The following is a 25,862-nucleotide window of genomic DNA, read 5'->3' as shown; positions in this document are numbered from 1 at the left end:
ACGGCGATCAGCCGTAGAATTGCGTGCCTGTCCTGTAGGTCATGAAATTCTCCATGTCGTGCGAGTACATCAGCTCGGCGCCATGGTCCTCGGCCAACTTCTTCACCTTGCGCATCGAATTGACGCCTGCCACGGGGTCGATGTGAAAGGCCGCCTGGCACAGGGTCTCGAGACTTTTCTGCGTATAGGCCGCATCGATCGTGAACATTATCGGCTTGCGCTTGGGAAACTCGACCAGCAGGCTGTAGTGGCCGATCGAATGACCCGGCGTCGAGATCAGCCGGACGCCCTTGGCAAGGTCGACGTCGCCATCGACGCCTTCGAAGGTCGAATTCGCCCGCGTCGTTCCCGGAAGCAATTGTGCCGTCGCGCCACGGGCTTCGGCGGCCTCCGCCGAAAAGCTCAGATCGGAGTAGCCGAGATGCTCGAAAGGTTCGGGATTGCAGGCTTGCGGTACCTCGGTCCGGTGGCAGATCTTCTTGGCATGCGGAAAATACTTGTTGCCGCCGCAATGGTCGAAGTGGAAATGCGAGTTGACGACGACGTCGATGTCCTTCGGCTCAAGCCCAAGCAGCGCTAGCGCGCCGGGAATGGTCTGGTGCTTTTCCTGGATCGGCTTTTCGAACGGCAGCACTTTCATCACGTGGTCGTAGTCGTAGCCGGTGTCGATCAGAAACCGACCCTCGGCATGTTCGATCAGGATCGAATAGACGGGGAAGCGCACTTCGCCGCCAGGACCCCGGTTCCAGAACACATGATATCCATCGAGGACGAGCGAGCCGCCGTCGAGCAGGTAGACCTTGGTATCCGACATTCTTTCCTCCTATTTGGCGCGGGTCCCGTCCGCGCATGAAATCGTGCTCAGCGCGCACCGCGCTCGTATGGAATGCCAAGCGCCGCCGGCAGGCTGGCGCGCCGGCCAAACAGCACCAGCATGATCATCACGGCCAGGAACGGCAGCATCTGGATGATGTCGGTCGGTATGTTGATTCCGGCGACCTGCATGGCCGTCGTCAGCGACAGGCACACGCCGAACAGCAACGCGCCGAACAGCACCCAGATCGGGCGACCGCGCGCCAGCATGGCCAGCACGATGCCGAGAAAGCCCGCGCCATTGGTGATGAAAGGAATGAACAGCCCGGCCCCGACATCAGCGAGATAGGCGCCGCCGAGCCCGGCCAGCGCTCCGGTGGTCAACACGGCGACAGTACGGGTTCGCACGACGTCGATGCCGGCGACATCGAGCGCGGCCGGCTTGTCGCCCGCCGCCTGCAGGTTGAGCCCCAACTGCGTGCGTCGGTAGACATAAGCCATGCCAAAAACCAGCGCGACCGCGAGATACACGATCAGATGATGTTGGAAGAATGCTGGCCCGATCACCGGGATCTTCGAAAGCAGTGGAATGACGGTTGCATCCGCCGCCGGCAGGCGCGGATAGCTGCGTGAAAACTGGAAGTGGTGGAGCAGTGCCGTCAGACCTTCCAGCCCCAGGGTCAAGGCGATGCCGATGACGATCTGGTTCAGCCCGATGCGCACGCAAAGCAGTGCCATGACAAGCGCTACCGCGCCTCCGCCGGCGGCACCGGTGAGAAAGCCCAGCCACAGCGAGCCCGAATAGAAGGCGCCGACGAAGCCGAGATAGGCGCCGGCCAGCATCATCCCTTCTATGCCGATATTGAGCACACCCGCCTTCTCGGAGATCTGCTCGCCAAGCCCGGCAAGCAGCAGCGGGATCGCCGCGGTGACGGCGCCGAACAGCAGCGCGCTGAGGAAGACTTCGCTGAAGAGTCCGGTCATGCTTAGGCCCTCCGCGACTGGCTATATCGATGATCGAAGTATTCGGCGAGTGCGAGCACGATCAGCACGATGGAAACCAGCACCAGCGTGAAATGATTGGGCACGCCAAGCCGGCGCGCCGCGCTCTCGCCGCCTATCGACAGCACCGAAAGCAGGAACACGAAGCCGATCGCGGCAAAGCCGTTCATGCGGGCGAGAAACACGGCAGGGATGACGGCGAGCCCGTAGGCGGGATTCCAGTCGGCACGGACGTTGCCCTGGACCCCAATGATATCGACAGCGCCGGCAAGCCCGGCCAGCCCAGCAGAAATGGCGAAGACAGCAACGGTCAGGCCGGGGACGTTGAGCCCCGAATGGACCGCCGCGCGCGGATTGGCGCCGACGATCCTCAACTTCAGCCCGAACGCCGTACGGGTCATCACCAGATGCACGATGATGATCGCCGCCAGCCCAAGCAGCAGGCCACTGGTGATGGTCGTCTCGAACAGGCGCGGCAGCCGGTCCTCCACGGGCAGCGTGCGGGTCTGCGGCACGGTCGTGTTCGAATCGCGAAACACCAGCTTGACCAGAACATTGGCAAGCGAGGTGCCAAGGAACGTCATCATCAGAGTGGTGATGATCTCGTTGACGCCCTGGTAGGCGCGCAGCAGAGCCGGCACCAGCGACCAGATCATCGCCACCGCCATGGCTATGAGGAAAGAGCAGGTCAGCGCCAGCCAGCCCGGCATGATCTGAACGAACACGGGAGCGCAGGCGGCCGCCGTCACCGCGCCGAGCAGGAATTGGCCGTCGCCGCCCAGGTTCCACATGCCGGCGCGAAAGGCCACGATCAGGCCGGCGGCAAGGAACAGGAGCGGCGCCATGCGCGTCAGCGTCTGCTGGATGCCGAGCGGTGAGAATAGTCCTTTCTCCAGCACAAAGCCATAATAGGCGAGCGGGTTGACGCCGACTGCAAGCAGGATACAGCCGGCTATCACCAGAGCGATAAGGATCGGACCGAGCGTCATCAGCAGCCGATGCAGCATGTCGCGACGCGTGGCCGCCCCGCTGGTCGCTTCGAGCGCGGTAACATTGACCTGGGGTGCGGTATCGATGCTCATGCGGCAAGTCCGATCATCAGGCGACCAACCTTGGTGCGCGCCTCGTCGGCATTCTCGACGATGCCTACCAACGCCCCATTGGCAATGACGCCGATGCGGTCGCACATGCCAAGCAGTTCCTCGAGGTCGGTGGAGATCAAGAGCACTGCAAGGCCGCGTGCCGCCGTATCGCGGATACGCTGGCGCGACGCCAGCGTGTTGGCGAGGTCGAGCCCGTAGGTGGGCTTGTTGAAGATCACCACCTTGGCGCCTTCAGCGAGCTCTCGTGCCAGAAGCACCTTCTGGATGTTGCCACCGGACAGCCGCGCCACGGGCGTTTTGAGGCTGGGCGTGCGCACATCATAGTCGCGCACGAGCTGGCCGGCGCGCTTGTCGATCTCAGCGCGCTGCTCGACGCCCTTGCGCCAGAACGGGGCCTCGCCGACCTGCTTGAGAAAGAAGTTGATCGAGACAGGGAAGGTGCCGACAGTGCCCTCGCCCAGCCGGTCGTCGGTCAAGTAGCGAAGGCCACGCCGGCGGCGTTCGCCAACGCTCAAGGTCTCGATGGCAGCGCCCTCCAGCCGCACATAGCCGCCGGTCACCGCGCGCTGGCCGGCTATTGCTTCCGCCAGCTGCTTCTGGCCGTTGCCGTCGATGCCGGCTATGCCTAGGATCTCGCCTGGGCGAATGTCGAACGAGATCGACGACAGGCCAGGTGCGTTGTCCGTCGGCGCGACCGCCAAATCGGTAACCTGAAGCAGCGCAGGCGCTTCGGCTCGGACCGTTCGGATCGGACGCTCGACGGCTTCCGGATCATTCTTCTGCTTGCCGAACATCAATTCCACGATCTCCGAGATGATCTCCTGTTCGCCCAGCGCGCGAAACCGCTCTGGCGGGATCTCCCCGACCTTGCGACCGAGCTTGAGCACCGAGATGCGGTCGCCGAAAGCCGCCGCCTCCTTGAGCTTGTGGGTGATGAAGACGATCGCCAGCCCTTGCTCGACAAGTCGGCGCATCAGCGCGCCCAGCTCGTCGATGCCTTTTGGCGTCAGCATCGAGGTGGATTCGTCAAGGATCAGCAAGCGGCTATTGCGCACCACGGCGCGCAGGATTTCGACCTGCTGCTGCTCGCCCAGCGAAAGCTCCGACACCTTGGCATGCAGTTTGACCGTGATGCCCAGACTGCGGGTGATCTCGGCCACGCGCGCCTCAAGCTCCTCGGTCCTGGGGCGCTGCCACCATGGTCCGCCAAGCAGAAGGTTTTCCGCCACCGTCAGCGTCGGTACCAGCATCATGTGCTGGAACACCGTGCCGATGCCCAGCGCCAGCGCATGACCCGGCGAGGTGATCGGCGTCGGCTGGCCGTCGACCAGTATGCGTCCCTCGTCCGGCTGCTGCAGTCCAGACAGCATGCCTATCAAGGTGGATTTCCCCGCGCCGTTCTCGCCGAGAAGTACATGCACCTCCCCGGGACTGATCGACAGGTCGATGCTGTCATTGGCGACAATGCCGGGAAAGCGTTTGGTCACGCCTTCGAGCGCGACGATGTCGCGATTGTCGAGGGACGATGAGGAAACACTGCTCATGAAAGCCCAGTCCTGAGAAACGGGAAACTTCCGGAGGGGCGATCGCTCGCCCCTCCGGCAGATGACCTGTGCTCGCCTTACTGGGCGACGCTTGTCATCAGCGCCCTGACGGCGGTCGCGTCATAGATCGGGTCGACCTTGATCTTGCCGGAAATGACGTCTTCGCGCAGGGCCTGGATATCCTTCCAGACATCATCCGGGATCGCAGCGGTCTTCAGCAGCTTGACCGAGTCGTCCTTGAGGCCGATCGTGTAGTTCTTGGTGCCGAACGTGTCGGCCTTCAGGTCGGCGATCATCGCCGCATAGACGGGTTCGATGTTCCACACCACCGAGGACAGCAGGAAGCCTTTGTCGATCGGCGTCTTGTCGCCGATGACATCGATGAAATAGACCTTGCCGCCGTCAGCCGCCTTGGTTGTCTCAACCGCCTGCAGCATGCCGAAGCTCGAACCGTTGCCTTGGCCGAAGATGATGTCGGCGCCCGACGCGATCACGCTTTCGGTAACGCGCTTGCCCCCGGCCGCATCGCTGTAGGCGGCCGGACCGATCACCGCATAAGTGATCTTGACGTCCGGGTTTTCCGCCTTCACGCCTTGCGCGAACGCCGCCGACTGCGAATTCCACGAAGGCGGTTCGCCCGACACGACGATGCCGACCGACTTGGAGCGCGACGTCTTGGCGGCGAGACGGCCGGCGAGATATGCGCCCTCGTGACCACTCAGCGTGTAGTCGGCGACGAGACCCTTCTCCAGGCCGGTCGGCGTATCGACGATCGCCACCGGAACCTTCAACTCCTTGGCGATCTCAGGCGCCGAGGTGTTGTAACCGCTGGCGTGGGCGATCAGCAGGCTGGCGCCGTCGGACGCCAGTTCCCGCAACGTGGGACGAACGTCGCCATAGCCGAGGCCCTGGGCCACGACCACTTCGACGCCGGCGGCCTTGCCGGCCGCGTTGGCGGCATCGATGCCCTGCTGGTTCCAACCGTAGTCGGTGCCTTCTTCAGGCGTCAGGATAGCGATCGATTTGACTTCGCCAGCAAGCGCGCCGCCCATCAAGGCGCCACTCAATATAACGGCACTTACACTGCTTTTCAGAAGCTTAAACATGTTACCCTCTCTGTTTGATTGACCAACCAATATTCTTATTGTTATTGCGCATAAGCGAGATAGACTGCCTGATAAATTCACCCTATGGAGCTCAGGCAAAGTGAAGATCCGTTATCTCCTTCCGGCGGCGCTGGCGTTCACGTCCTTCGCCAACGCCGTCGAGTTGCACGATGTCATCGTCCGCACCGGCACCGAAGGGCTCGACATGGTGCCGTTAAGTATTTCGAATGCGGGCAATGATGGGTTGTCTTGCAATGCCGACTTGGCCCACTGGTATTCGGCCGGGATCGCGACGGTCGAGCCGGGCACGAGCGCTCGCATCGAACTCTGGTTCGACGCCAAGACCGGCACCTTTACCATTCTCAACGACAAACGCGAGAACCTGCCGGTCGAGCGGCTATGGTGCGGTCTCTCAGGCCGGGCGTACGCGACCCGCGTGCAGATCACGCTCGACCGCACCGACGCGACCAACGGCATGCGCAACGTGTCCTGCAGCATGGCCGAGGACAGGCTGGTGTGCAGGTAGCCGCGCATTGATCCGTCCGACCGGGGCACCGCGCCTATTCCTTCGCCAGGAATTTATCGGTGAAGACGTCGTCCGCGGACAGAGGCGATTTGAGCACGCCCTGAACGGTAAGGGTCTTCAGCGTTTCCTCCCACTGCGCCTTCGTCATCCAGCCAAGGCCGTGTTCCTTGGTGTCCGGGCTGGTGAAGGTCGACGCGATATCGGCGTTGATCTGCGCCAGCAGCACGTCCTTCTTGTCCGCGTAACCGGGTACCGCCTTGGCAGTGATCTCGGCTGCCTCCTCGGGGTGCGCAACGACATAGTCGAACGCCTCCCTGTACGCCTTGACGAAGCGGGCTACGATTTCGGGCTTGTCCTCGATCATCTTCTGCGAGGTGAACAGCCCGGAGCCATAGGCCTTCCAGCCGAAATCGGCGCCCATCATGATGCTGAGCGAGCCTGGACCGCCGGCCTTGGCCTCCAGCTCGGGAACCTCGGCGTCGACATAGCCGACGACGGTCTGGACCCGGCCCAGAAGCAGGTAACTTTCGTAGGGCGGTGAGACGCTGTTCAGCGTCATGTCCTTCTCGGTCAGACCGTTGGCCGCCAGGAAGCCCCTGAAGAAGATGTAGGTTGAGCCGGCCGGATGAATGCCGATTGTAAGACCCTTGAGATCGGCCGGCTTGGTGAGCTTCACCGTCTTGGCGAGCGAGATGATCGCCAGCGGCGAATGCTGGTTGACGGCCGTCAACGCCACCACCGGGACATTCTGCGACCGCGCGACGGCGAGGGTTGGAAGATCGCCGAAACCGAAATCCGCGTTCTCGTTGCCCACCAGCCGCATGGCGTCCGGCGAGCCGGAGCCCTTCCGGATCTCGGCCACCTCGATGTCGTTCTTGGCGAAGAAGCCCTTTTCCTTGCCGACGAAGAACATGGCGTGATTGCCGCGCACCACCCAGTCGAGCTGGACGTTGACGGTGTCTTTCGCCAGCGCCACGCCGGAGAAGCCGACCGCGCCGGCAAAGGCTACAAACGTGGCTGCCTTGATCAGTGAGCGTCTCAGCATTAGATCGATCCTTCCTGACTTTGACTGTCCCAGAAACTAGGACTGGCTGAATTTCGGTGCCCACGGCACCACGATGCGTTCGAGAATTTCGGCGGCGTAGTAAAAGGCGATGCCCAGCACCGAAACGAGGAACAGGGCCGCAAAGACCAGCGCGGTGTCGAGTTGGGTCGAGGCGAACTGGATGACGTAGCCGAGCCCATCCGAGGCGCCGGCGAATTCGCCAACGATGGCACCAATGACGCTGAGCGTCGCAGCGATCTTGGTTCCGGCCATCAGGTTCGGCAGCGAATGCGGTACACGGATCCTGAACAGGATCTGCGTCTGGCTTGCGCCGACCGAATTCATCAGCGACAGCAGCGAGCGATCGACCGACTGCATGCCCGCCAGCATCGACAACGTCACCGGAAAGAAGGCGATGACCAGGATCAGCCCGATCTTGGGCGCGAGCCCGTAGCCGAACCAAAGGATGAAGATCGGCGCCAGTGCCACCTTGGGCACATTCTGGAACAGCACCACCAGCGGATAAAGCGCTCGCCCCAGCCAGTCGAAGCGCACGATGATCAGTGCGATGGCGATGCCGACCACGACGGAGACAAGGAAACCGAACAGGATCTCGCCCGCCGTCACCAATGTCGCTTGCATAAGCGTTCCCCATTGCGCGACCAGTGATCGCGCGATCTCGGACGGGGCGGGAATGATGAAGGCGGATATGGCGAAGATCCGCACCGCAGCCTCCCACACCATGATCGTCGCCAGCAGAAGGATGACCGCCGGAAGCCAACTGGCTGTCGCCGCACTCCAGCCTGAGGCCAGCCGCGACTGCGCGAGATTGGTGATGGGTTGATCGCTCACGACGCGCCTCCCGGTTGATGGCTGGCGCGCAACATCGTCCGCAGCTGAACCGCCAGCCTGACGAACTCCGGATCCTCCGTCACCGACAGATCGCGCGGATAGGGCAGCTCAATGTCGAGGCTCTCGGTGATCCGACCCGGCTTGATCCCCATAACATGGACATGGAGGGACAAATGGATGGCCTCGTCGATGGAGTGGGTGACGAGCACGATGGTCTTGCCGGTGCGCTGCCAGATCTCCAGCAGCGACTGGCCCATCGAATCCCTGGTAATGGCGTCGAGCGCGCCGAATGGCTCGTCCATCAGCAGCACAGCCGGATCGAGCGCCAATGCGCGTGCAATGGCGACGCGCTGGCGCATGCCGCCGGACAATTCATGCGGGCGCTTGTGAGCGCTGTCGCCCAAGCCCACCAGTTCCAGCATCTCTTGGCCGCGCGCCCGCAACTCGGCGCGTGAGAGCGACTTGTCAGCAATGCTGAGCAGCATCGATGCGTTGTCGACGGCATTCTTCCAGGGAAGCAGGTTGGCGTCCTGGAAGACGAGGCCGATCATGCGCTTGCGCGCCGCCTCCACCGGCGAAAGCCCGGCGATCGAAACGCTGCCGCTTGTCGGATTTGCAAGCCCGGCCAGAACCTTGAGCAACGTGCTCTTGCCGCACCCGGAAGGACCGATAAGCGAGACAAACGACCCTTCCGGTACTGAAAGATCGATATTCTGCAGAACCTGCTGCCTGGCCAAGACCACCGAAACGCCCTTGGCCGAGATCAGGTCGTCATGGCGGATACGGGACGGCAGGCCGTCGGCTGCTCGAATGGTTTCAATGCGCATGGCTTGCCGCTCCATTCGCTGCCGTCAGCCGTGGCCGGACCGTTCGATCCGGAAAGGCGCACATGGCTGGGATGGCCGCCGTGGCGACTTCCCCAGCCCTGCTGACCCTGTAAGAACGATGCATCACCGCCTACTCCCGGCCTTCCAGGATGCGCCGCACCGCAACGAGTTTGCGCGCCCGTTCGCTCTGCAGCGCCTTGGTCTGCTCGGGCGTATAGGAGAACATGCCCTCGCCCGACTTGATGCCGAACTTCGACGCTTCCGTCTTTTCCAACACCATCGGCGCGACATCGTCGCGATTGGAAAGATCGGCGTTGAGGAAGGACGAGACGGATTTGTAGATATCCAGGCCCGCCATATCGAGCAGCGCCATAGGCCCGATAACGGCGATTTTGTAGCCAATGCCCCACGAGACGCAGGTGTCGAGATCTTCCGGATCGATGACGCCGCGCTCGACCAGGTCGACCGCCTCACGCAGCAATGCATAGAGCACGCGGTTTTCGACGAAGCCCGGTACGTCCTTCTTCACCACCACCGGCAGCAAACCGATGGAGCGGATCAGGTCGCGGATCGTCGTCACGGTTTGCGGCGCGGTCTTCTCGCCGGCGATCACCTCGATCATCGGGATGATGTGCGGCGGGTTCGACCAGTGCATGCCCACCATCCGCTCGGGATGCGATATATGCTCCTGCAGCTTGGTAATCGGGATACCCGACGTGTCGGACGCGACGATCGTGTCGGATGCTGTCAGCCCGTCGATCGTGCGATAGACATCGGCCTTTACCGAAATGTTTTCAGGAACGTTCTCGATGACCAGGTCGGCGCCGGACACCGCGTCGGCGATGTCGTCCGTGAATCGAACGGTCCCAACGCCGGCCGGCGGAGGCGCGATGTCCAGCGCGTCGAGAACGGTTTCGGCCACGCTCAGCATGGATCGCGCGCGCTCGATCGCTGCTGGGGCAACGTCGTAGGCGACGACCTGCAGACCGCCTCTGGCGAGCCGGGCGGCCATGCCCGGTCCCATCGTACCCAGACCGATGACGGCGATACGTCGGATCATTGCACTGCCCCGCTTTCTTTTGAGCTCGCGATGAGGTCGGCGGCTTTCTCGGCGATCATGATCACTGCCGCATTGATGTTCCCGCAGACCAGGTCGGGCATGACGGAAGCGTCCACCACTCTGAGACCTTGGAGGCCGCGAACGCGCAATTCCGGGTCAACGACCGAGGCTGCATCGACCCCCATCCGGCAGGTCCCGGCCGGATGATGCACGGTGATGGAGGTCCGGCGGATATGCTCGTCGATCTCGTCGTCGCTCTGACAGTTCGGGCCGGGAAAAAACTCCGCCTCGACGAAGGGCTGCATGGAGGGCTGCGCCGCGAGGTCCCTTGCGACCCGGAAGCCGGCCCTGAGGGATTCCCAATCCTTCGGCGAGGCCAGGAAATTCTGGTGGATCAGAGGCGCCGCGGAAGGATCGGCCGACGCCAGTTTCACCGCTCCCCGGCTTTCAGGCTGTGTCGCCACGATCCGCGTTGCGAAGCCGTCGGTAAACGGTGCCTTGAACGGCTTGAGATATGGCCATGCGGCGAGCGGGGCCGCCGTGAAGAGCAGTTGCACATCCGGCAACGGTCGCGCCGGACCGCTCTTCAGGAAGGCGACGACCCCGCCGGGCACATCCGCCGAAAAACCTCGTCCGGTGAGGTATGTCTTGAGGAAATCGAGCCCGATGCGGTCGGCGCGCATGTTGCGCAGGAAGGGGCCTGGAGTCCGGCGCCGGTACATCAGAATGACCGAGACGTGATCCTGCAGGTTCTTGCCGACCCCGGGCAGGTTGACTCGCGTCTGGATGCCGTGCGCAGCAAGCTCCTCCTGGGCGCCTATGCCCGACAGCATCATGAGTTGCGGCGTGTTGATCACACCGCCGGCAAGCAGCACTTCCTTATGGGCGACGATCGTGCGTTCGCCCCCCTTGTGGTTAATTATGACGCCCGTGGCGCGCGTACCCTCCAGCACGACCTTGGTTGCATTCGTTTCTGTCAGGACTGTCAGGTTTGGCCGCTTCAGCACCGGCCGCAGATAGGCTGATGCGGTCGACGAGCGCCGACCTTTTGCAATCGTCATCTGCAGGCGGCCAAAACCCTCCTGAAGCTCGCCATTGTAGTCGTCCGTCTGCTCATAGCCTGCCTGGACGCTGGCCTGCGCAAAGGCGTCGATCAGCGTGTCCTTGTAACGGCAGAACTGGGTGTTGACCGGGCCGCCTCCGCCGCGAAAATGGCTCTCTCCGCCTTCCCAGCTTTCCTGCTTCTTGAAGTAGGGGAGCACCTTGTCGTACGACCAGTCATGGAGCCCGCTGGCGGCCCAGCGGTCATAGTCGCCGCGATTTCCCCTGACATAGGCCATCGCATTGGTCGAGGACGATCCGCCGATAACTTTGCCGCGCGCGCACTCGACCCTGCGCCCGCCGACATTGTCTTCCGGCTCGCAGAAATACATCCAGTCATGGCGTCGCTCGGTCAGGATCTTGCCCCAGCCAAGCGGGATATGGATCATGGGGTCACGGTCCCAACCGCCGGCCTCGATCAGAAGCACCGAGCATTTCGGATCAGCGCTCAGCCGGTTGGCCAGCACGCAACCGGCCGATCCGGCCCCAACGATGACGTAGTCGTAGCTTTCCGCGTGCGGCATAGTAGGCTTCATCGCTTTCACCTGACGCTCCGGCGCCAGAGAACTACTTGGATTGAGGCTGGAAAATCGTGGCACCGACCATGATCCTCCAGGTGATCTTCAAAGACCCGTCGACATTAGGCTAGGCCCGCCTGCCTGAGGCGCATCGACCAGTGGTCCCATCCCCGGTCGATCTGTTTGCCGACGAGTTGTCCCGCCGTCTTCACTTCGCCTGGTGTCAGGTATTTTATCTTGCCTATCTGCAGCCCGGCCGTGAGCGCCTTGGCTTCCTGCTCAAGATAGAAAGCGCGGAACACGACCTCACGGATAGAACTGCCGACGTTTACTACGCCGTGGCGTGCCATGAGGACCACGGTCTGGTCCCCGAGGCTTTCGGCAATATCGGCACAAACGCTGGGGCTGCCACCGAAAAGGTCGGTCTCGTTACCCTGCTTGTCACGGATATCGTACACGGGCACGACCTCGCCCATGAATGCCCCCATATGGGTGACCGGCCGCAGCGGCTGATCGACAAAGCAATATGGCAGGACAGCCGGAGAATGGCTGTGCAACACGCACTGAACGTCCGGCCGGGCCTTGTAGATCTCGCTGTGGATGTAGCGTTCCAGATAAGACGGCCGGTTATCCGAAGTCTCGCCCTCTAGATTAAAGCGCTGGATGTCGTCAGTCGTTATGACGCTCGGCGCAAGCTTTTGCGCCAGGAAGAAGCTGTTCGGATCCTCGGGGTCGCGGGCACTGATATGCCCGAACGTATCCAGGATACCCTCGTACAACAGGATTTTCGTCGCTGTGACCAGCTCCTCGAAAACCTTCTGGCGAACGGAATTGTTATTTGTCACTCTCAATTCTCCCACTTCAGCGGCCCAGACCGATTCTTGTTCTTGTTGTTGATCGCGGCCGCCGAAAATTTCACTTGTTTTCGTAGATGCCGACGATCCGGTTTTGCTCGATGATGTTGCCGGCATATTTCTGGAGGAACTCCTCCCTGGTGGGCGTCCCTTCGACCTCAGTGTCCAGGGCATAGACCCAGAAGTAGTAGTGATGCTCTCCATGACCCGCGGGCGGCTGAGGCCCGTAATATTGCATGCCGCCGGCGCCGTTTGGGCCCACGCGAAACTTTTCCTGCGCGTCCGAGAGGTCGGTGGTCGACGGATCGATGCCGTAGACGACCCAGTGCGTGAAACCGTTGGGCAATGGCGCGTCCGGATCGTGGCAGATGACGGCGAGCTCTTTCGTCCCAGCCGGGACGCCGCTGACCTTTAGTTTGGGCAATACATTGCCCTTGTCGCCGGCATGCTCGTCGCGCAATTTCCCGAGCGGCTGGAAATCCCCAGACGTTATTTTGAGGTCCTTGATGTTCAGGGGCATGGAAACTTCGTCCTTTCAGTAATTTCGATCGACTAGACAGCGGCGGCCTTGAGGTCAGCGACGGTTTTGCCGCCGACGCGCTGATGCACGCGCGGACCCGATGCGACAGCCACGCAGATCAGAAGCTCGTCCGGGCGCGGGCCATCCGGCACGGAAAAGGTGATCGCGTCGTAGTGGGACCGGATGTAGAGCTCGTCCTTGTGGGCGAGCGGGATATCGATGGCGCTGCCGGCCACGGCGACCTTGCTCACCGACGAGATCCAGGCTTTGCCACCACCCACCTGCTGGCGGAGCGGATCGCCGAACACCGTGGTGATGCAAGCGACGACATGTTCCTGTTCGCCGGCGGTGCCGGCAATACCGCCTTTGCCATAGCTTTCGACCTGCCGGTTGCCGAGCAGGGCGACGGCGCGTTCACCGAGCGCATGGCCTATGGCCGCGCTTGGATTCGTCAGATCGGACAGCTCGGCGAGGAACTTTCCGGCAAACGGATTGCGTATGACAACGCCCGCCGCAATCTTGACGAGGCTGTCGCCCGGTTTGCCGCCGTCATGACGGATTTCCTGGACCGAGGAATACCATCCCCTGACCTCATAGTGTTTTTCGACTTCGCTAGAATAGGTCATCCTCGTCTCCTGAAGGGAAGGCGCTTTTGGTATGGCCGAGCCTTTCGGCCCGTGTTGCCCGATGCTACTGCGGCCATGAGTAGACGCGGCGGATTGGGTCGTAGCGGGCAGCTTCCAAAGCCGCCGGCGTGAACATGTTTCCTTTCGAGAGCGAGCGATTCGCGGCGTAATCGGCGGATAAGGCCTGGCAGCGATCGGTGATCGGGCGGATGCGCTTCTCCCACTCGACCAGCGCGTCCTCCACGGGCCCACCCGCCTCCAGGTCTTGGGACAGGCTGAAGGCATTGACCATCGAGCAACCCGCGCCCTGCGCAAGGGCCGGGCACATTGCATGGGCGGCATCGCCTACCAGCGCGACCTTGCCTCTCGTCCAGCTATCCAGCTTGGTCGTCTCGTATTTATCGTACCTGGCGGTCGTGAGCTTCGCCGCTTCGACGAGGCACGGCTCGAGGAACGGAAACATCTCTACCCAGACCTCGAGATCGATCGGAACGTGCGATCCGCGCGGATCGGTCGCCGGAGCCATCATGCCGAGGTAAAGTTCCTTCTTATTGCAGGGCGAATAGAGGATGCGCTGAACCCGAGGGCTGAAGTTCCACATGTCGATGGTGTTATCCCACTCGCCATCGCCGAGTTCTTCCTTCTTGCGGGGCACGATCAGGCGTATGATGCCGTCCGTGGCGCTCCATCGATCCTGCTTGAAGCCGATGGAATCTCTGACCTTGGAGCCCACGCCGTCGGCGCCGACGATCAGGTCGGCTTCCAGAACCTCGCCAGTCCGGAGGGTAAGGCGACCTTCCGGATCGGCGGTGACCGCTTCGGAATTGACGCGCATCTCGACACCTACCGCACGAGCGCGACTGACCAGAGCATCGTGCAGATGGCGCCGGGTCATGATGCGCCAGGGGAGACCGTTGAACGTTTCCTTGGAAATGGACTTGTTGTGCATCCAGGTCTCGTAGGTGGGGGGTGTGTGCGAGCCTTCGAGAACGTCGTCCAGGGCGCCCAGTCCTTCCAGCACGCGAAGGCCATTGTGCCAGAGATAGATGCCGGCGCCGAATGCCCGCAGCTCAGAGCTTTTTTCGTGCAGCCGCACGTCCCATCCGTTTTGCCTCAGAGCAATGGCGGCGGTCAGGCCGGCAAAGCCGCCGCCGGCGACCTCGGCACGACGCGTTCTGCCGGAAGATATATTTACGTTGGCCATTTTCTGATCCTGCTGCATACAAATGACGGCACTTGGCTGTTAGGCGTCTATGAAGTTGGTGATGGCTTTCAGGGTGATCTCGGGAGAGACCTCGTTGACGTAGTGGTCGGCATCCGGAACGACGACGACAGGCAGGTCGGGCCGCAGGCGACTTGTCTTGGCCAGAGCCGCCGCGGAAACCAGCTTGCTTGCCTCACCCCGAACGACGAGAACAGGCTTCGTGACCTCCCGATAGACCGGCGCCAGGTCCGATCGAAGGCCCCTGGCGGTCTGCGCCATAGCCGCGGGAGAGGCCAGTGGCCGCAGCCCGCCTTCGACCGGCTGATAGCCACTTTGGGCCCTGATCTTGATGGCATCGGCGGGAATGTTGGGATAGCGCCCGGCGAGATACGCTTCGATGGCCGCTACATTGTCGAAAAGCTGGTCCCCGGCGTTCACTCGCGCTTCCAGCGCGTCGAACGCTTCAGTCTCGATGTACGGGGTGAAGTCGATCGCGACGACCGACCGCACCAGGTCCGGATATTTCGCTGCGGCCGTGACGGAATTTCTGGCACCGAGCGAATGTCCGACCAGGATGGCACGGCCCCGGTCGAGAATCCGTATCAGGCCGGCAATGTCGTCCGCGTAGTCATCGGCTTCGTAGCCGCTTTCGGGCTTGTCGCTGAGACCGTGTCCCCGCTGGTCAACCGCTATGGTCGTGAACCGATCGGACAGCTTGGCCATCAGCGGCCCGAAGACGGCGGAGTTGGAGGTTATCCCATGGAAGAACAGCATCAATGGGCCGTTGCCCTGCTCGCGCACGTTCAAGGCGATGCGACCAATGTCTAGACGTCGCGAGTCCAAATGATCGGAAGGCCTCTCTGCCGCCATGCTTATGATCCTTGCCGCCACTGCCCGTGCCCTGCAAAAGGATCATAGGAAGCCAACGCCCGTCAAGAGGATTGTCAGACAATCTTCATATTTGACAATCTGACTATCCCGCTGTCAAACTCCCACTGCCGGGCGTATCATGCTCAACAACGACTCGGCGGCCCACGAGAACTGACCCATGCCCGTAGATTTCAATTTTCGAATCTCGCCACGAACCGTGCAGCAGGAGACTGTGGACAAGCTACGGCTGGCCATCTTTTCCGGGCTGTTTCAGCCGGGAAGCCGGCTCATCGAAAGTCAGCTGTGCACGGAACTCGGCATCAGCCGCCCCTCGCTAAGGGAGGCCCTGCGCAGCCTTGAGGCCGAGCGCCTGATCGAGATCGTACCCAACCGCGGACCCTCGATCCCGGCTCTTTCGTGGGAGGTGGCAACCGCCATCTATGAAGTTCGAGAGCTGCTGGAAGTCGAAGCAGCGGGACGATGCGCCGTGAGAATTTCGCCCGAACAATTGCGTGAACTCGAGCGATCCCTGTCCGCGTTCGAACAGGCGGCCTCCAGCAATGACAGCCTGGCGCAGGTGATGACGGCCGCAGATTTCTATTCGATCATACTGGCCAATTGCGGGAATCCGGTCCTGGAGGAAGTCCATCGCGGCCTGGTGGCCAGGATAAGCTTCTTTCGAGGCCGATCCATGTCATTGGAAGGCAGAGCACAGAGCAGCCTGGCGGAGATGAGGGAGATAGTCGAAGCCATCGCGGCGGGCGACGAGGAAGCCGCCCGCAAGGCCTCGAGGCAGCACGTCCTGAAGGCAAAAGCCGCCGCCAAGAGATCCATGGACGGCGCAGTTTGAGTTGTCGAAAGAGGTTGCCGCGTCTGACGACGCGTCCCTTCACGATATTGCGCATCGAGACTATCGGCAGAATGCGGATCCGTGCGCCGGGCCTGAACCACGCCGGATGCCGGCTGTCGAACCAAGCAAGCGCCAGACGGAGTGATGATGACCAGTGCCAATGTTGAGCGGAGACTGGACTGCAATATTGCCATCGTCGGCGGCGGCTCGGCTGGGGCGTTGCTGGCAGCACGGCTGAGCGAGGATCCGGCCCGCCGCGTGCTGCTGATCGAGGCAGGCGCAGAGGCAGCGGATCCCGACATCTGGAACCCTGCCGCGTGGCCGCTGCTTCAGGGCCGCGACTATGATTGGGACTATCGCACTGAGCCGCAAGCCGGGACTGCGGGACGGGTACATCGCTGGGCGCGCGGGCGGTTGGTCGGCGGCTCGAGTTGCTTGCATGCGATGGGATATATGCGCGGTCATCCTTCCGACTACCAGGCCTGGGCCGATACGACTGGTGATCGCCGCTGGAGTTGGGAGGGACTTCTGCCAGTTTTCCAGGCTATCGAAGACCACCCGCTTGGTGGCGACGGCATCCATGGCAAGGAGGGGCCGTTGCCGGTCTATTTGCCGGCGGATGAAGTCAGTCCGGTTGCTCGCGCCTTCATTGAAGCAGGCGCATCGCTGGGTCTGCCTCGGCTTCAGGGCCACAACAACGGGGAGATGATCGGTGTTACCCCCAACTCCTTGAATATTCGTGACGGGCGGCGGGTTACGGTGGCGGACGCATGGCTGACGACAGTTGTTCGAGGCCGGCCAAACCTGACCATCCTTACGCAAGCCCGGGTGCGGCGGCTCAAATTGGACGGCAATCAGGTCTGCAGTCTGGAAATCGTCGGGCGACAGGGTTGGGTCGAAGCCTTCGCGGATCAGGTCGTGCTTTGTGCAGGAACACTGGAAAGTCCGGCTTTGCTGATGCGCTCGGGCATAGGTCCGCACGGTACGCTGGACGCCGCGGGCGTCGGCTGTCTGATCGACATGCCGGGGGTCGGTCGAAACCTGCAGGACCACCTGCTTGGCGCCGGCAACCTTTACGCAGCCCGCAAGCCGGTTCCTCCGTCACGCCTCCAGCATTCCGAGTCGATGGCCTACATGCGAGCGGGCAACTTCGCCGCTAACGGGCAGCCTGAAATAGTCGTCGGTTGCGGCATCGCTCCGATCGTGTCGGAATGCTTCCAGGCACCCGCCGCCGGCACGGCGTACTCGCTGCTGTTCGGGATCACCCATCCGACGAGTCGCGGCAGCATCCGTATAAGCGGGGCAGAGATCGGCGATCGACTGATCATCGACCCCGCGTATTTGCAAACCGGTCGTGACCGAGAACTGTTTCGCCAAGCTCTTGAGGCGGCACGGGCGGTCGGGCATCGAGATGAACTCGCCGATTGGCGAGAGCGGGAACTCCTGCCGGGGACTCTGAACAGTGTAGCCGAGATAGACGGCTTCGTAGCGCAGTCGGTCATCACCCACCATCATCCTTGCGGCACCTGCAGGATGGGCAAGGATTCGGATGCTGTCGTCGATTCGGATTTGCGGTTAAAAGCGCTCGACAATCTCTTTATCGTAGATGCTTCGATCATGCCTAACCTTACAAGCGGTCCAATTCATGCTGCGGTTCTCGCGATCGCCGAGACGTTCGCTCGGACTGTGGCCTACGACATGGTCTAATTCACGGTTCAAGTCTGGGCCGGTTCCACTCATGTGTTGCTCACCAGCATGCCAGTCAGGTTCGTCTGCGCATGACCTCCCCGTCGCACGATCGGACATAGCTACTTGTATGGCTGGACGCTTGCGGTAATCGTCTGGAAACAAAGTTAGATTTCCGTCGTTTAGATTCCGCCTCTGGAACCATTTTTCCCTAGAAATTTCAGCAATTTATGCCATGGCCGCCGACTTGGCTAACCAGTTAGCGAAAATCAGCCTGTCGTAAAACGGCATGTCGCGTAGCATTCCCGCCGCCTTTCAAGCATTACCTGCGCCTGAAATGGCTGGTCTCGTCCGGCGAAACACCTTTGCTCACACCGGGCAGATGACGGATTTGATTTGCTTGGTGTTCCCCCTTCCTTAGGGCAAACTGCCTGCTGGGGCTCGAGGAGGAGAAATGAGAGCACGCGCAGCAACGGTTGGAGATCTGGAAGCTGTTTTCAGCGATCTGTCCAAGCGGATCTCGGACGAGTACGCCGCGGCCGGCAAGGACAGCAAGATCGCGTACGACAATCTGATGATGAACCTGAAGGAAGGCCGTGCTCACGCGCTTGTCAAGGGCGAAGACACCGTGGCGATCATCGCGTGGCACGAGCATAGCGACGCCGCTGATACGCTATTTGCCGCGCAGGAGGATTTCTTCAGTGCCGTGACCGTTCGCTTCTGCAAGCGGCACATTCGCCATATCCAGGCGCTTGCCGGCAACCTCCCCATTCACTCGCGCAGCTGGCTTCGGAGACCGGACGTCGCAAAATGGTTTCGAATAATCGGCTATGTCGAACGAGGCCAGGACAACGGCGCCAACCTGTTCGAACTGCCGCCGGCTCGCTCCGCATAAGAAATCCAGCCGTGCTGCGAAAACCTGACTTTGGGTTCAGCCGGCGCCGCGCTCGCCTCGGCGTGGCGATGGCTAAATCCAGCTGAAAGTTTCAATCATCCATGCGCCGCGCGCCAACCAAAAAGGCCCGCCGCTCCATTTGCGAAGCGGCGAGGCCCCATATTCGGGGACGATTGCCGGGGTGTTGCCCGGCATTGCCTACGGTGCAATTCAGGTGCCAGACATGTTGACCCATAATGGGTCACCGCATTCGGGAAGCGCGAACCATCTTCCGCGATCACACCACTGCCATACCTCGCCATTCCTGCTATGTTTCCTTGCGGCGGACCTGATTTCCGCCTGGCCGGCGCCCATCAGGCAATCTACCCCAACGCCCCCCAAGGTGGCGCCGGCCAATCTTCCCCACCGACATCGTCAGACACGGCCCTTGCGAAGGCGAAGCTTCGCTAGGTCCTATGGTCAACACCAAGCTGACCTCATATCGGGCACACATCTGGATCCGCGACCGGCAGAGGCGCCCTCGGCGCCGCGCTCGCGCCCGAGCACCTTGTGTTTAGGGATGATGCACCGCGAACGCCGCCTGAACGGCACGGTTGACCGTGACCGGCAGGATGGACATGTGGTTTTCGCCGGCATGCAGTTCGAAACTGGCGCTCAGGCCGGGGATCGCGCCGAGGCGCTCCGCCATCTGGCGCGCGAATTCGTCGGTGCGCGTCAGCTTCTTGTGCTCCAGGCGTTGCGCCTCGTCCGCAGCGCCGATCTGGAAAGGCGCCAGCTTTTCCGTCTCGTATTCGCCGGCCGACAGGAGCGCCTGCGCCCTCAAGTCATCCGGCACGGCGGTTTCGAACGCCTGGAGAAAGCGGTCGATGAGGCGATCCTCCCAGTAGATGGCTGGGCTGGCCGCGATCCAGGTCTGGAAGGCGAGAGGGCGAGTGAACAGGGCATAGAGCGCGAACAGCCCGCCAAAGGAGTGGCCGTAAAGCGCCTGCCGGCCGCTGTCGATCCTGGCGCGGCTCGCCACCCACGGCTTCAATTCGTCCTCGATGAAGGCGAGGAATTCTTCCGCCCCGCCGGTCCTGACCTCCCGGCCGCCATCATGGAATGGCGGGTAGGTCTTGCCCGGCGGCGGACCGAGATCCCATGAGCGCCTGAGCGGATCGTAGGCGCCTGCCACGGGATAGCCGATGGTGACGATCACGCCGTGCTCGACATTGGTGCCGAGCGGGTAACCAGCCTGGGCGCGCATGGCGTCGACGGCGGTGCCGATCACGGCGTTGCCGTCGGTCATGTAGAGCACCGGCCAGCCGGCCTGTGGCTCTGGCTTTGCCGGCACATGCAGGAATATCCGATAGGGATCGCCGCCGCGCGTGGGAACAAGATCGTGGACTGTGGTGTCGGCGATCAAAGCGGGTATCGAAATCGGTCGTTCGGACATCGGTGCCTCTTGCATCGGAATCAGCGGCGGCGCAGCAGCCACATCAACACCGGGCCGCCGATCAGCGTGGCGACGAGCCCGGCCGGAACCTGGCGCGGGAAGATGACGGTGCGGCCGATCCAGTCGGCGGCGACCATGATCAAAGCGCCAACCAGCACCGCGCCGGCGGCTTGCGGCAGCGCACGGGCCAGCCCAAGGCGACGGGCGAGATGCGGCGCCATCAGGCCGATGAAGGTCAGCGGCCCGACGATCAGCGTCGACGAGGCCGTGAGCGCGGCGACCATCAGCAGCACAAGAAGCCGGGTTTTTGGCACATCGACGCCAAGCGACTGGACGGTGGAGGACCCGAGCGGCAGCATATCCAGCCAGCGCATTAAAAGCGGGGCGAGCAGCAACAGGCAAAAGGCGATGGTGCCGGTCAGAAGCGCGGCACCCGCATCGACGCCATAGGTCGAGCCGGTGAGCCAGTTGAGGAGTTTCACGGCGCGCGGGTCGCCTGTGGCGGTCAGCACCAGGATCAGCGCGTCGAACAGTGCCGTCAAAGCCACGCCGGCCAGCAGCAGGCGCTCCGGCGTATAGGCGGCGCGCCGGCCGACCGCCAGGGTCACCAGCAGAGCGGCGAAGGCGCCGACGGTTGCCGCCGCGGTCTGGGCCGAGCGGCCCGCATCGGAGAGCGAAAACAGCGCAACCATCATGCCGAGCGCCGCACCGGCGCTGATGCCGAGCACCTCGGGGCTCGCCATCGGATTGCCGGTCAGCCGCTGCATCATCAGCCCGGCAAGCGCCAGCATTGCGCCGGCGGCAAACGCGGCGGACACACGGGGCCACCGCCATGACAGCAAGGGCTGCAGCTGATCGCCGAAGGCGAACGTCCAGCCGTCTGGCCCCGGGCCATAGAACAAGGCCAGCCCGAGCAGCAGAAGCAGGGACAGGCCGATCGCCGTCAGCACGAGGCCGGGCCGGCCTATTCTGGGCAGGTGCTCCGCGGTGAGCGCCGGAACCTCCAGGCCAAGGGCAAGGCGCGGCAGCAGCCACAGCAGCAGCGGCGCGCCGAGAAGGGCTGTGATCGCGCCGGTCGGCAGCAGGTCGCCTTGCGGCCCGGTCGCCATCTGCACCGCCTGGTCGGCGGCCCACAAAAGTGCTGCACCGATGAGCGGCGCCATCACCAGCCGCTGGCTCAGCCGGCGCGCGCCGCCGATGCGGGCAAGGGACGCGGCCGCCAGGCCGACGAAGCCGACCACACCGACGGCGGCGACGACGAAGGCAGTGAGCGCGACGGACGCAGCCAGCCCGGCGAAGCGATACACGCCAAGCGGAAGGCCGAGGCTGCGCGCGCCTTCATCGTCGAGGCCAAACAGGGTCAGCGGCCGCACCATCAGGCCGATCGCCAAAGCCGCGGCACCGATGCGCGGCAACAGCCAAAGCGTCGTCGTCCAATCCTGCTGGCCGAGCGAACCGGCGCCCCAGATGAACAGGCTGGCCAGCCATTCGTGCCGCAGCACGATGAGGGCTGCCCCGATCGCACCGGCATAGAGGCTGACGACAAGCCCCGCAAGCACCACGGAAAGCGGCGACAGGCCCTTGTGCCAGGACAAGGCAAAGACGGCTGCAATCGCGACGAAAGCGCCGGCAAGCGCCACCCATTCGCGGCCGAAGGCAAGCAGGGAGGGTGACAGAAGCGTCGCCAAGGCCAGCGCCAGATAGGCGCCTGCCGAGACGCCGACCGTTTCCGGCGAGGCCAGCGGGTTGCGTAGAACCTGCTGCAGAACGGCTCCGGCAAGCCCAAGGGCGGCACCGCACAAAAGGCTGACCGAAAGCCTGGGCAGGAAGGCATAGTGGACGAGAACCTGCTGCATGTCGTCGAGGTCAGGAGAAGTGAGCGATTGCAGCCAAAGTGCCGAAGGCAGCTGCACAGTGAGATTGGAGACAGTTGCCGCCACCGCTGCCACCGATAGCACCGCACAGAGCAGGATCGCGACCACCGGCTGATTGCCGAACATGCGGCGCGGCCATGTCTGGCCGGCCAGCTTACCACCCTCCGGCAAGGCCGCTGCGTCCTCAGCCACGAGCAGCTTCCCCGGTCATCGCCTTGGCCAGGACGCGGGCAAAACGGTTGGCTGACGGCAGCGCGCCGAACATCAGGACTGCGGGAAGACGCATGATCGAGCGGTTGCGCACGAAGGGCATGGCATTCCAGACCGGGCTTTCGGTTAGCGTGCCGCCGGCACCCTCAGGCAAGGGTTCGAGATAGGCAAGGCGCGCGTCGCTCGCGGTCGCCAGACCGTCGATGCCGACGGTCGAAAACCCCCAATAGTTGGTCTCGCCCGTCCAGGCGTTGCGCAGTCCGATGCGATCGAACACCTCCTGAAACAGGCTTTTCCTGCCATAGACGCGCACATTGCGCGGATCCATGAAGCTGACGACATAGATCGGCCGCGCCGAAAGCGGCGCCAGCTCCTGGCGAACCTCTGAAAAATACGCATCCGTCGCCGCGATCAGCGCCTCGCCTTCGCTTTCCTTGCCGACAAGCCTGGCCAGTTGGCGGGTTGCCTCGACGGCGCGCTGATAGGGCTGTCCCGCTTCGGTATAGAGCCCGATCGTCGTCACCGGCGCGACGCGTTCGAGCAGCGGCTTGATGCCGTCGAGATACGGAATTGCCAGGATGATGTCGGGGGCAAGCTGCTGCAGGAATTCGAGATTGGGCTCCAGCAGCGTGCCGACATCGGCGATCTCCGGCGGCAGCTCCGGTTCGACCACCCAGGTCTCCCAGGCCTCGCGATCGGCGATGGCGATCGGCCTGACACCGAGCATCAGCAAGGTCTCGGTCAGCCCGTCATCCAGCGAAACGATGCGCAGCGGCTTCGCTTCGGCCGTCGAAGGCGCCATGCCAGCGAAGGGCAGCGCGAAAAGTCCGAGCGCGGCGCGCCGGGTCATTCGGTTGCGAGGCCGGATGGCCGTCTGGATGTGACGCTCAGGCACGGTCCTGGTCTCTCTTCAATCGCGGTGCGGGCATTTCCGGAATTTGGCTTCCGGCAGTCGATAGCAGGTTGACTATGAAACATGACTTTAATAGTCAACATTGAAGATGAGTTAAACAGTCAACATTTACGCGCCGTCCGGATCGGATGCGCGCGCTCCGCAGACAGTGAGGGTGATCGAGATGAGGTTGAGCGCATATCGTGCGAAAGGTCGGCGAAACGGCATTCCAAGCCAAGGCACCCTGATCGCTGCGACATGCCTCTCGACCCTGCTCTGCACCCAGGCCTTCGCGCAGGAAGATACGGTCGAGCTCAACCCGATCAATATCGAGGGACAGACCGACAGCCCGATCGGCCCGGATGACGGCTACATCGCCAAGAACACCACCACCGGCTCGAAGACCGACACGCCGCTGAGTGAAATTCCGCAGTCGGTATCGGTCGTCACCCGCAAGCAGCTCGACGACCGACAGCCGGCGCAATTAGAGGATACCCTGTCCTATCTGGCCGGCGTCACCGCCTCGCCTTGGGGCGTCGACAACCGCTTCGACCAGTGCCTGATCCGCGGTTTCGACATCTGCACATACGTGATCTACCGCGACGGGCTGCCGCAGAAGGCGATCGACTTCTCGGGCTTCAAGATCGAGCCCTACGGGCTGGAGCGCGTTGAAGTGCTGAAGGGGCCGTCCTCGGTACTCTATGGCGAGAACGAGGCCGGCGGCATGGTCAATGCCATCAGCAAGCGGCCGACGGATACGCCGATCTATGACGGCTTCCTCAGCTATGGCAGCTTCAACACGGTCGAGGCCGGTCTCGATGTCGGCGGCCCGATCGACGACGCCGGCGTGTGGTCCTACCGCCTGACCGGGCTGGTTCGCAATGGCGAGATCGAGACCGACTATGCCCGCAACGACCGCATCTTCGTCGCGCCGTCGCTCAAATGGCAGCCGGACGCGCAGACCTCGCTCACCATGCTGGCCAACTACCAGTGGGACAGGCTGGCGCCGAACGCCTTTCTTCCGGTGGCCGGCGAACAATATCCGGCGGAGTATGGCAAGCTGCCGCGGAGTTTTTTCACCGGCTCACCGGATTTCGACCGTTTCGACGCCAACCATGGTTCTATCGGCTACCAGTTCAGCCATGAATTCGATGAGAATTGGACGGTGCGGCAGAATTTGCGCTACTCTAGGCAGGACACCGACTACCGGCAGTTGTACTACAACGGCATGGTCGACGATCGCACGATGGCGCGCACTGCCTTCACCGTGGACGAGACCGCGACCATCTTCAGTGTCGACAACCAAGCCGAGTACGACCAGACTTTCGGCGCGGTGCAGAACAAGCTGCTCGTCGGCCTCGACTACAATCGCTTCTCGGTCGACGGGCAAAACCATTACGGGGCTGGTCCGGATTTGGACATCCTGGACCCCGACTATTCCCAGCCGATCGCCATTCCCCCCATCTGGGTCGATCGCACCCAGACGATCGGCCAGATCGGCCTCTACGCACAGAATCAATCCAAGATCGCCGACCACTGGCTGCTGACGCTCGGCGGTCGCCAGTCCTGGATCGACAACACCAATTCGGACCGGCTCGACAGCGCGGGCAGCTATAAGCAGAAGGACCACGCTTTCACCGGCAATGTCGGTATCGGCTATCTCTTCGACAATGGCCTGACACCTTACGCCAGCTACGCCGAATCCTTCACCACCAATATCGGCCAGAGTCAGTCCGGGGCCGCATTCCAGCCTTCGTCGGGAAAGCAGTATGAGGTTGGCGTGAAATACGAGCCGACCTTTTTTCCCGGATTCATCACCGCTTCGCTGTTCGACCTGCGCAAGACCAACATCGTCACCTATGCCGGCGGCCCCTTCCAGATACAGACTGGTGAGGTACGCCATCGTGGCCTGGAGATCGAAGCCAACGCCGACCTAGCATCCGGCCTGAGCATGACCGCTACCTATACCTATCTCGACGCTGAGATTATCAGGGATGATCCCTTGGTAATCGGCAATCGCCCATCGCTGGTACCGGAGCACCAGGCCTCGCTATGGGCCAATTACGAGGTCGGTCACGGCATGCTGGAAGGCTTAAGCGTCGGCGCCGGCGTGCGCTACATCGGCGCAAGCTTCGGCGACAATGCGAACACCGTGAACGTGCCCGGCTATACGCTGGTCGACGCAGCACTCCGCTACAAGAAGAATGGCTGGCAGGCCGCGCTCAATGTCTCCAACCTGTTCGACAAGACCTATTATTCGACCTGCTATCCTGGGTCCGGCTGCATCTACGGCGAAGGCCGCGTCATCAAGGGCAGCCTCAGCATGAAGTTCTGAAGGCATCCAGCTCCAGAGCGGCGGACGAATCGATTTCGTACCGCCGCTCGAGCTTTTTTCTGAACATCGGATTTTCGCAAACCGGCCTCACTTTGGTCCGATGCGCCAGCATCA

General features: G+C 62.5%; 23 protein-coding genes. 5 read left to right on the top strand and 18 right to left on the bottom strand.

Features of this window, described 5'->3' with window-relative positions; genetic code table 11:
- Window positions 1–7: 7 nt before the first annotated feature.
- The 5 genes from pldA to AC0L26_RS21995 form a co-directional block, all read right to left on the bottom strand.
- The gene (pldA, locus tag AC0L26_RS22015; protein ID WP_473634473.1) at window positions 8–814 is read right to left on the bottom strand and encodes a 4-pyridoxolactonase; all 807 of its coding nucleotides are present in this window, start codon (window positions 812–814) and stop codon (window positions 8–10) included.
- A 47-nt stretch (window positions 815–861) separates the two neighbouring features.
- Entirely contained in the window at window positions 862–1,797 is a 936-nt protein-coding gene (locus AC0L26_RS22010; RefSeq protein WP_352936991.1) for a putative B6 ABC transporter permease subunit 1, read from the bottom strand.
- Window positions 1,798–1,799: 2 nt separating this feature from the next.
- On the bottom strand, window positions 1,800–2,897 hold the full coding sequence (locus AC0L26_RS22005) for a putative B6 ABC transporter permease subunit 2 (protein ID WP_473634472.1): 1,098 nt from the start codon (window positions 2,895–2,897) through the stop codon (window positions 1,800–1,802).
- Window positions 2,894–4,462, bottom strand: coding sequence for a putative B6 ABC transporter ATP-binding protein (locus AC0L26_RS22000; RefSeq protein WP_473634471.1), 1,569 nt, complete (start codon window positions 4,460–4,462; stop codon window positions 2,894–2,896). Before AC0L26_RS22000 ends, AC0L26_RS22005 begins: the two co-directional genes overlap by 4 nt.
- A 77-nt stretch (window positions 4,463–4,539) precedes the next feature.
- A complete protein-coding gene (locus AC0L26_RS21995; RefSeq protein ID WP_473634470.1) occupies window positions 4,540–5,568 on the bottom strand; it encodes a putative B6 ABC transporter substrate-binding protein in 1,029 nt (342 codons plus the stop codon).
- Between the two features lie 100 nt (window positions 5,569–5,668).
- On the opposite strand from AC0L26_RS21995, the gene AC0L26_RS21990 reads away from it, so the two are divergent.
- Window positions 5,669–6,094 (top strand): hypothetical protein, encoded by a 426-nt coding sequence (locus AC0L26_RS21990; RefSeq protein ID WP_473634469.1) that lies wholly within the window; start codon window positions 5,669–5,671, stop codon window positions 6,092–6,094.
- Window positions 6,095–6,128: 34 nt separating this feature from the next.
- On the opposite strand, the gene AC0L26_RS21985 is transcribed toward AC0L26_RS21990, so the two are convergent.
- From AC0L26_RS21985 to AC0L26_RS21940, 10 genes are all read right to left on the bottom strand, one after another.
- Window positions 6,129–7,139 carry an ABC transporter substrate-binding protein gene (locus AC0L26_RS21985; protein ID WP_473634468.1) on the bottom strand — a complete coding sequence of 337 codons (1,011 nt, stop codon included), beginning with the start codon at window positions 7,137–7,139 and terminating at the stop codon, window positions 6,129–6,131.
- 36 nt (window positions 7,140–7,175) lie between these two features.
- On the bottom strand, window positions 7,176–7,991 hold the full coding sequence (locus tag AC0L26_RS21980; RefSeq protein ID WP_473634467.1) for an ABC transporter permease: 816 nt from the start codon (window positions 7,989–7,991) through the stop codon (window positions 7,176–7,178).
- Window positions 7,988–8,818, bottom strand: a complete 831-nt coding sequence (locus AC0L26_RS21975; RefSeq protein WP_473634466.1) for an ABC transporter ATP-binding protein — start codon at window positions 8,816–8,818, stop codon at window positions 7,988–7,990. The genes AC0L26_RS21980 and AC0L26_RS21975 overlap by 4 nt, the downstream gene beginning before the upstream one ends.
- A 130-nt stretch (window positions 8,819–8,948) precedes the next feature.
- Entirely contained in the window at window positions 8,949–9,878 is a 930-nt protein-coding gene (fhmpcd1, locus tag AC0L26_RS21970) for a 5-formyl-3-hydroxy-2-methylpyridine 4-carboxylate 5-dehydrogenase (RefSeq protein ID WP_473634465.1), read from the bottom strand.
- The gene (locus AC0L26_RS21965) at window positions 9,875–11,503 is read right to left on the bottom strand and encodes a GMC family oxidoreductase (RefSeq protein WP_473634529.1); all 1,629 of its coding nucleotides are present in this window, start codon (window positions 11,501–11,503) and stop codon (window positions 9,875–9,877) included. Before AC0L26_RS21965 ends, fhmpcd1 begins: the two co-directional genes overlap by 4 nt.
- A gap of 116 nt (window positions 11,504–11,619) precedes the next feature.
- Entirely contained in the window at window positions 11,620–12,468 is an 849-nt protein-coding gene (locus AC0L26_RS21960; protein WP_473634464.1) for a class II aldolase/adducin family protein, read from the bottom strand.
- Window positions 12,413–12,871, bottom strand: a complete 459-nt coding sequence (locus AC0L26_RS21955; protein ID WP_473634463.1) for a YbhB/YbcL family Raf kinase inhibitor-like protein — start codon at window positions 12,869–12,871, stop codon at window positions 12,413–12,415. Before AC0L26_RS21955 ends, AC0L26_RS21960 begins: the two co-directional genes overlap by 56 nt.
- Window positions 12,872–12,903: 32 nt before the next feature.
- Window positions 12,904–13,497, bottom strand: coding sequence for an amino acid synthesis family protein (locus AC0L26_RS21950; RefSeq protein ID WP_473634462.1), 594 nt, complete (start codon window positions 13,495–13,497; stop codon window positions 12,904–12,906).
- Between the two features lie 64 nt (window positions 13,498–13,561).
- Window positions 13,562–14,701: an FAD-dependent oxidoreductase gene (locus AC0L26_RS21945; protein WP_473634461.1), complete on the bottom strand. Its 1,140-nt coding sequence runs from the start codon at window positions 14,699–14,701 to the stop codon at window positions 13,562–13,564.
- A 39-nt stretch (window positions 14,702–14,740) separates the two neighbouring features.
- Entirely contained in the window at window positions 14,741–15,577 is an 837-nt protein-coding gene (locus tag AC0L26_RS21940; RefSeq protein WP_473634528.1) for an alpha/beta fold hydrolase, read from the bottom strand.
- 172 nt (window positions 15,578–15,749) lie between these two features.
- Here AC0L26_RS21940 and AC0L26_RS21935 point away from each other — a divergent pair, with 172 nt between their 5' ends.
- The 3 genes from AC0L26_RS21935 to AC0L26_RS21925 all read left to right on the top strand — a co-directional run bounded on the left by AC0L26_RS21935 (window position 15,750) and on the right by AC0L26_RS21925 (window position 19,002).
- Entirely contained in the window at window positions 15,750–16,421 is a 672-nt protein-coding gene (locus tag AC0L26_RS21935; protein WP_473634460.1) for a GntR family transcriptional regulator, read from the top strand.
- 147 nt (window positions 16,422–16,568) lie between these two features.
- Window positions 16,569–18,128, top strand: coding sequence for a GMC family oxidoreductase (locus AC0L26_RS21930; protein WP_473634459.1), 1,560 nt, complete (start codon window positions 16,569–16,571; stop codon window positions 18,126–18,128).
- A gap of 433 nt (window positions 18,129–18,561) precedes the next feature.
- Window positions 18,562–19,002 carry a hypothetical protein gene (locus AC0L26_RS21925; RefSeq protein ID WP_473634458.1) on the top strand — a complete coding sequence of 147 codons (441 nt, stop codon included), beginning with the start codon at window positions 18,562–18,564 and terminating at the stop codon, window positions 19,000–19,002.
- A 553-nt stretch (window positions 19,003–19,555) separates the two neighbouring features.
- On the opposite strand, the gene AC0L26_RS21920 is transcribed toward AC0L26_RS21925, so the two are convergent.
- The 3 genes from AC0L26_RS21920 to AC0L26_RS21910 are packed head-to-tail and all read right to left on the bottom strand — an operon-like array spanning window position 19,556 to window position 23,371.
- Window positions 19,556–20,437: an alpha/beta hydrolase gene (locus tag AC0L26_RS21920; RefSeq protein ID WP_473634457.1), complete on the bottom strand. Its 882-nt coding sequence runs from the start codon at window positions 20,435–20,437 to the stop codon at window positions 19,556–19,558.
- 20 nt (window positions 20,438–20,457) lie between these two features.
- Entirely contained in the window at window positions 20,458–22,503 is a 2,046-nt protein-coding gene (gene fhuB / locus AC0L26_RS21915; protein WP_473634456.1) for a Fe(3+)-hydroxamate ABC transporter permease FhuB, read from the bottom strand.
- The gene (locus AC0L26_RS21910) at window positions 22,496–23,371 is read right to left on the bottom strand and encodes an ABC transporter substrate-binding protein (RefSeq protein WP_473634527.1); all 876 of its coding nucleotides are present in this window, start codon (window positions 23,369–23,371) and stop codon (window positions 22,496–22,498) included. Before AC0L26_RS21910 ends, fhuB begins: the two co-directional genes overlap by 8 nt.
- 232 nt (window positions 23,372–23,603) lie before the next feature.
- On the opposite strand from AC0L26_RS21910, the gene AC0L26_RS21905 reads away from it, so the two are divergent.
- Window positions 23,604–25,748 (top strand): TonB-dependent siderophore receptor, encoded by a 2,145-nt coding sequence (locus AC0L26_RS21905; protein ID WP_473634455.1) that lies wholly within the window; start codon window positions 23,604–23,606, stop codon window positions 25,746–25,748.
- Window positions 25,749–25,862 lie beyond the last annotated feature (114 nt).

The organism is Mesorhizobium sp. WSM4823, assembly GCF_055811195.1.
This window is presented reverse-complemented; position numbering and strand designations above follow the sequence as displayed.

Excerpts from the sequence above, each read along its gene's own strand:
- pldA (WP_473634473.1), bottom strand. The coding sequence starts at position 814 with ATGTCGGATACCAAGGTCTACCTGCTCGACGGCGGCTCGCTCGTCCTC.
- AC0L26_RS22010 (WP_352936991.1), bottom strand. The coding sequence starts at position 1,797 with ATGACCGGACTCTTCAGCGAAGTCTTCCTCAGCGCGCTGCTGTTCGGC.
- AC0L26_RS22005 (WP_473634472.1), bottom strand. The coding sequence starts at position 2,897 with ATGAGCATCGATACCGCACCCCAGGTCAATGTTACCGCGCTCGAAGCG.
- AC0L26_RS22000 (WP_473634471.1), bottom strand. The coding sequence starts at position 4,462 with ATGAGCAGTGTTTCCTCATCGTCCCTCGACAATCGCGACATCGTCGCG.
- AC0L26_RS21995 (WP_473634470.1), bottom strand. The coding sequence starts at position 5,568 with ATGTTTAAGCTTCTGAAAAGCAGTGTAAGTGCCGTTATATTGAGTGGC.
- AC0L26_RS21985 (WP_473634468.1), bottom strand. The coding sequence starts at position 7,139 with ATGCTGAGACGCTCACTGATCAAGGCAGCCACGTTTGTAGCCTTTGCC.
- AC0L26_RS21975 (WP_473634466.1), bottom strand. The coding sequence starts at position 8,818 with ATGCGCATTGAAACCATTCGAGCAGCCGACGGCCTGCCGTCCCGTATC.
- fhmpcd1 (WP_473634465.1), bottom strand. The coding sequence starts at position 9,878 with ATGATCCGACGTATCGCCGTCATCGGTCTGGGTACGATGGGACCGGGC.
- AC0L26_RS21965 (WP_473634529.1), bottom strand. The coding sequence starts at position 11,503 with ATGCCGCACGCGGAAAGCTACGACTACGTCATCGTTGGGGCCGGATCG.
- AC0L26_RS21960 (WP_473634464.1), bottom strand. The coding sequence starts at position 12,468 with ATGCCGGCAACATCATCGAGCAAAACCGGATCGTCGGCATCTACGAAA.
- AC0L26_RS21955 (WP_473634463.1), bottom strand. The coding sequence starts at position 12,871 with ATGCCCCTGAACATCAAGGACCTCAAAATAACGTCTGGGGATTTCCAG.
- AC0L26_RS21950 (WP_473634462.1), bottom strand. The coding sequence starts at position 13,497 with ATGACCTATTCTAGCGAAGTCGAAAAACACTATGAGGTCAGGGGATGG.
- AC0L26_RS21945 (WP_473634461.1), bottom strand. The coding sequence starts at position 14,701 with ATGGCCAACGTAAATATATCTTCCGGCAGAACGCGTCGTGCCGAGGTC.
- AC0L26_RS21935 (WP_473634460.1), top strand. The coding sequence starts at position 15,750 with ATGCCCGTAGATTTCAATTTTCGAATCTCGCCACGAACCGTGCAGCAG.
- AC0L26_RS21930 (WP_473634459.1), top strand. The coding sequence starts at position 16,569 with ATGACCAGTGCCAATGTTGAGCGGAGACTGGACTGCAATATTGCCATC.
- AC0L26_RS21925 (WP_473634458.1), top strand. The coding sequence starts at position 18,562 with ATGAGAGCACGCGCAGCAACGGTTGGAGATCTGGAAGCTGTTTTCAGC.
- AC0L26_RS21920 (WP_473634457.1), bottom strand. The coding sequence starts at position 20,437 with ATGTCCGAACGACCGATTTCGATACCCGCTTTGATCGCCGACACCACA.
- AC0L26_RS21910 (WP_473634527.1), bottom strand. The coding sequence starts at position 23,371 with ATGACCCGGCGCGCCGCGCTCGGACTTTTCGCGCTGCCCTTCGCTGGC.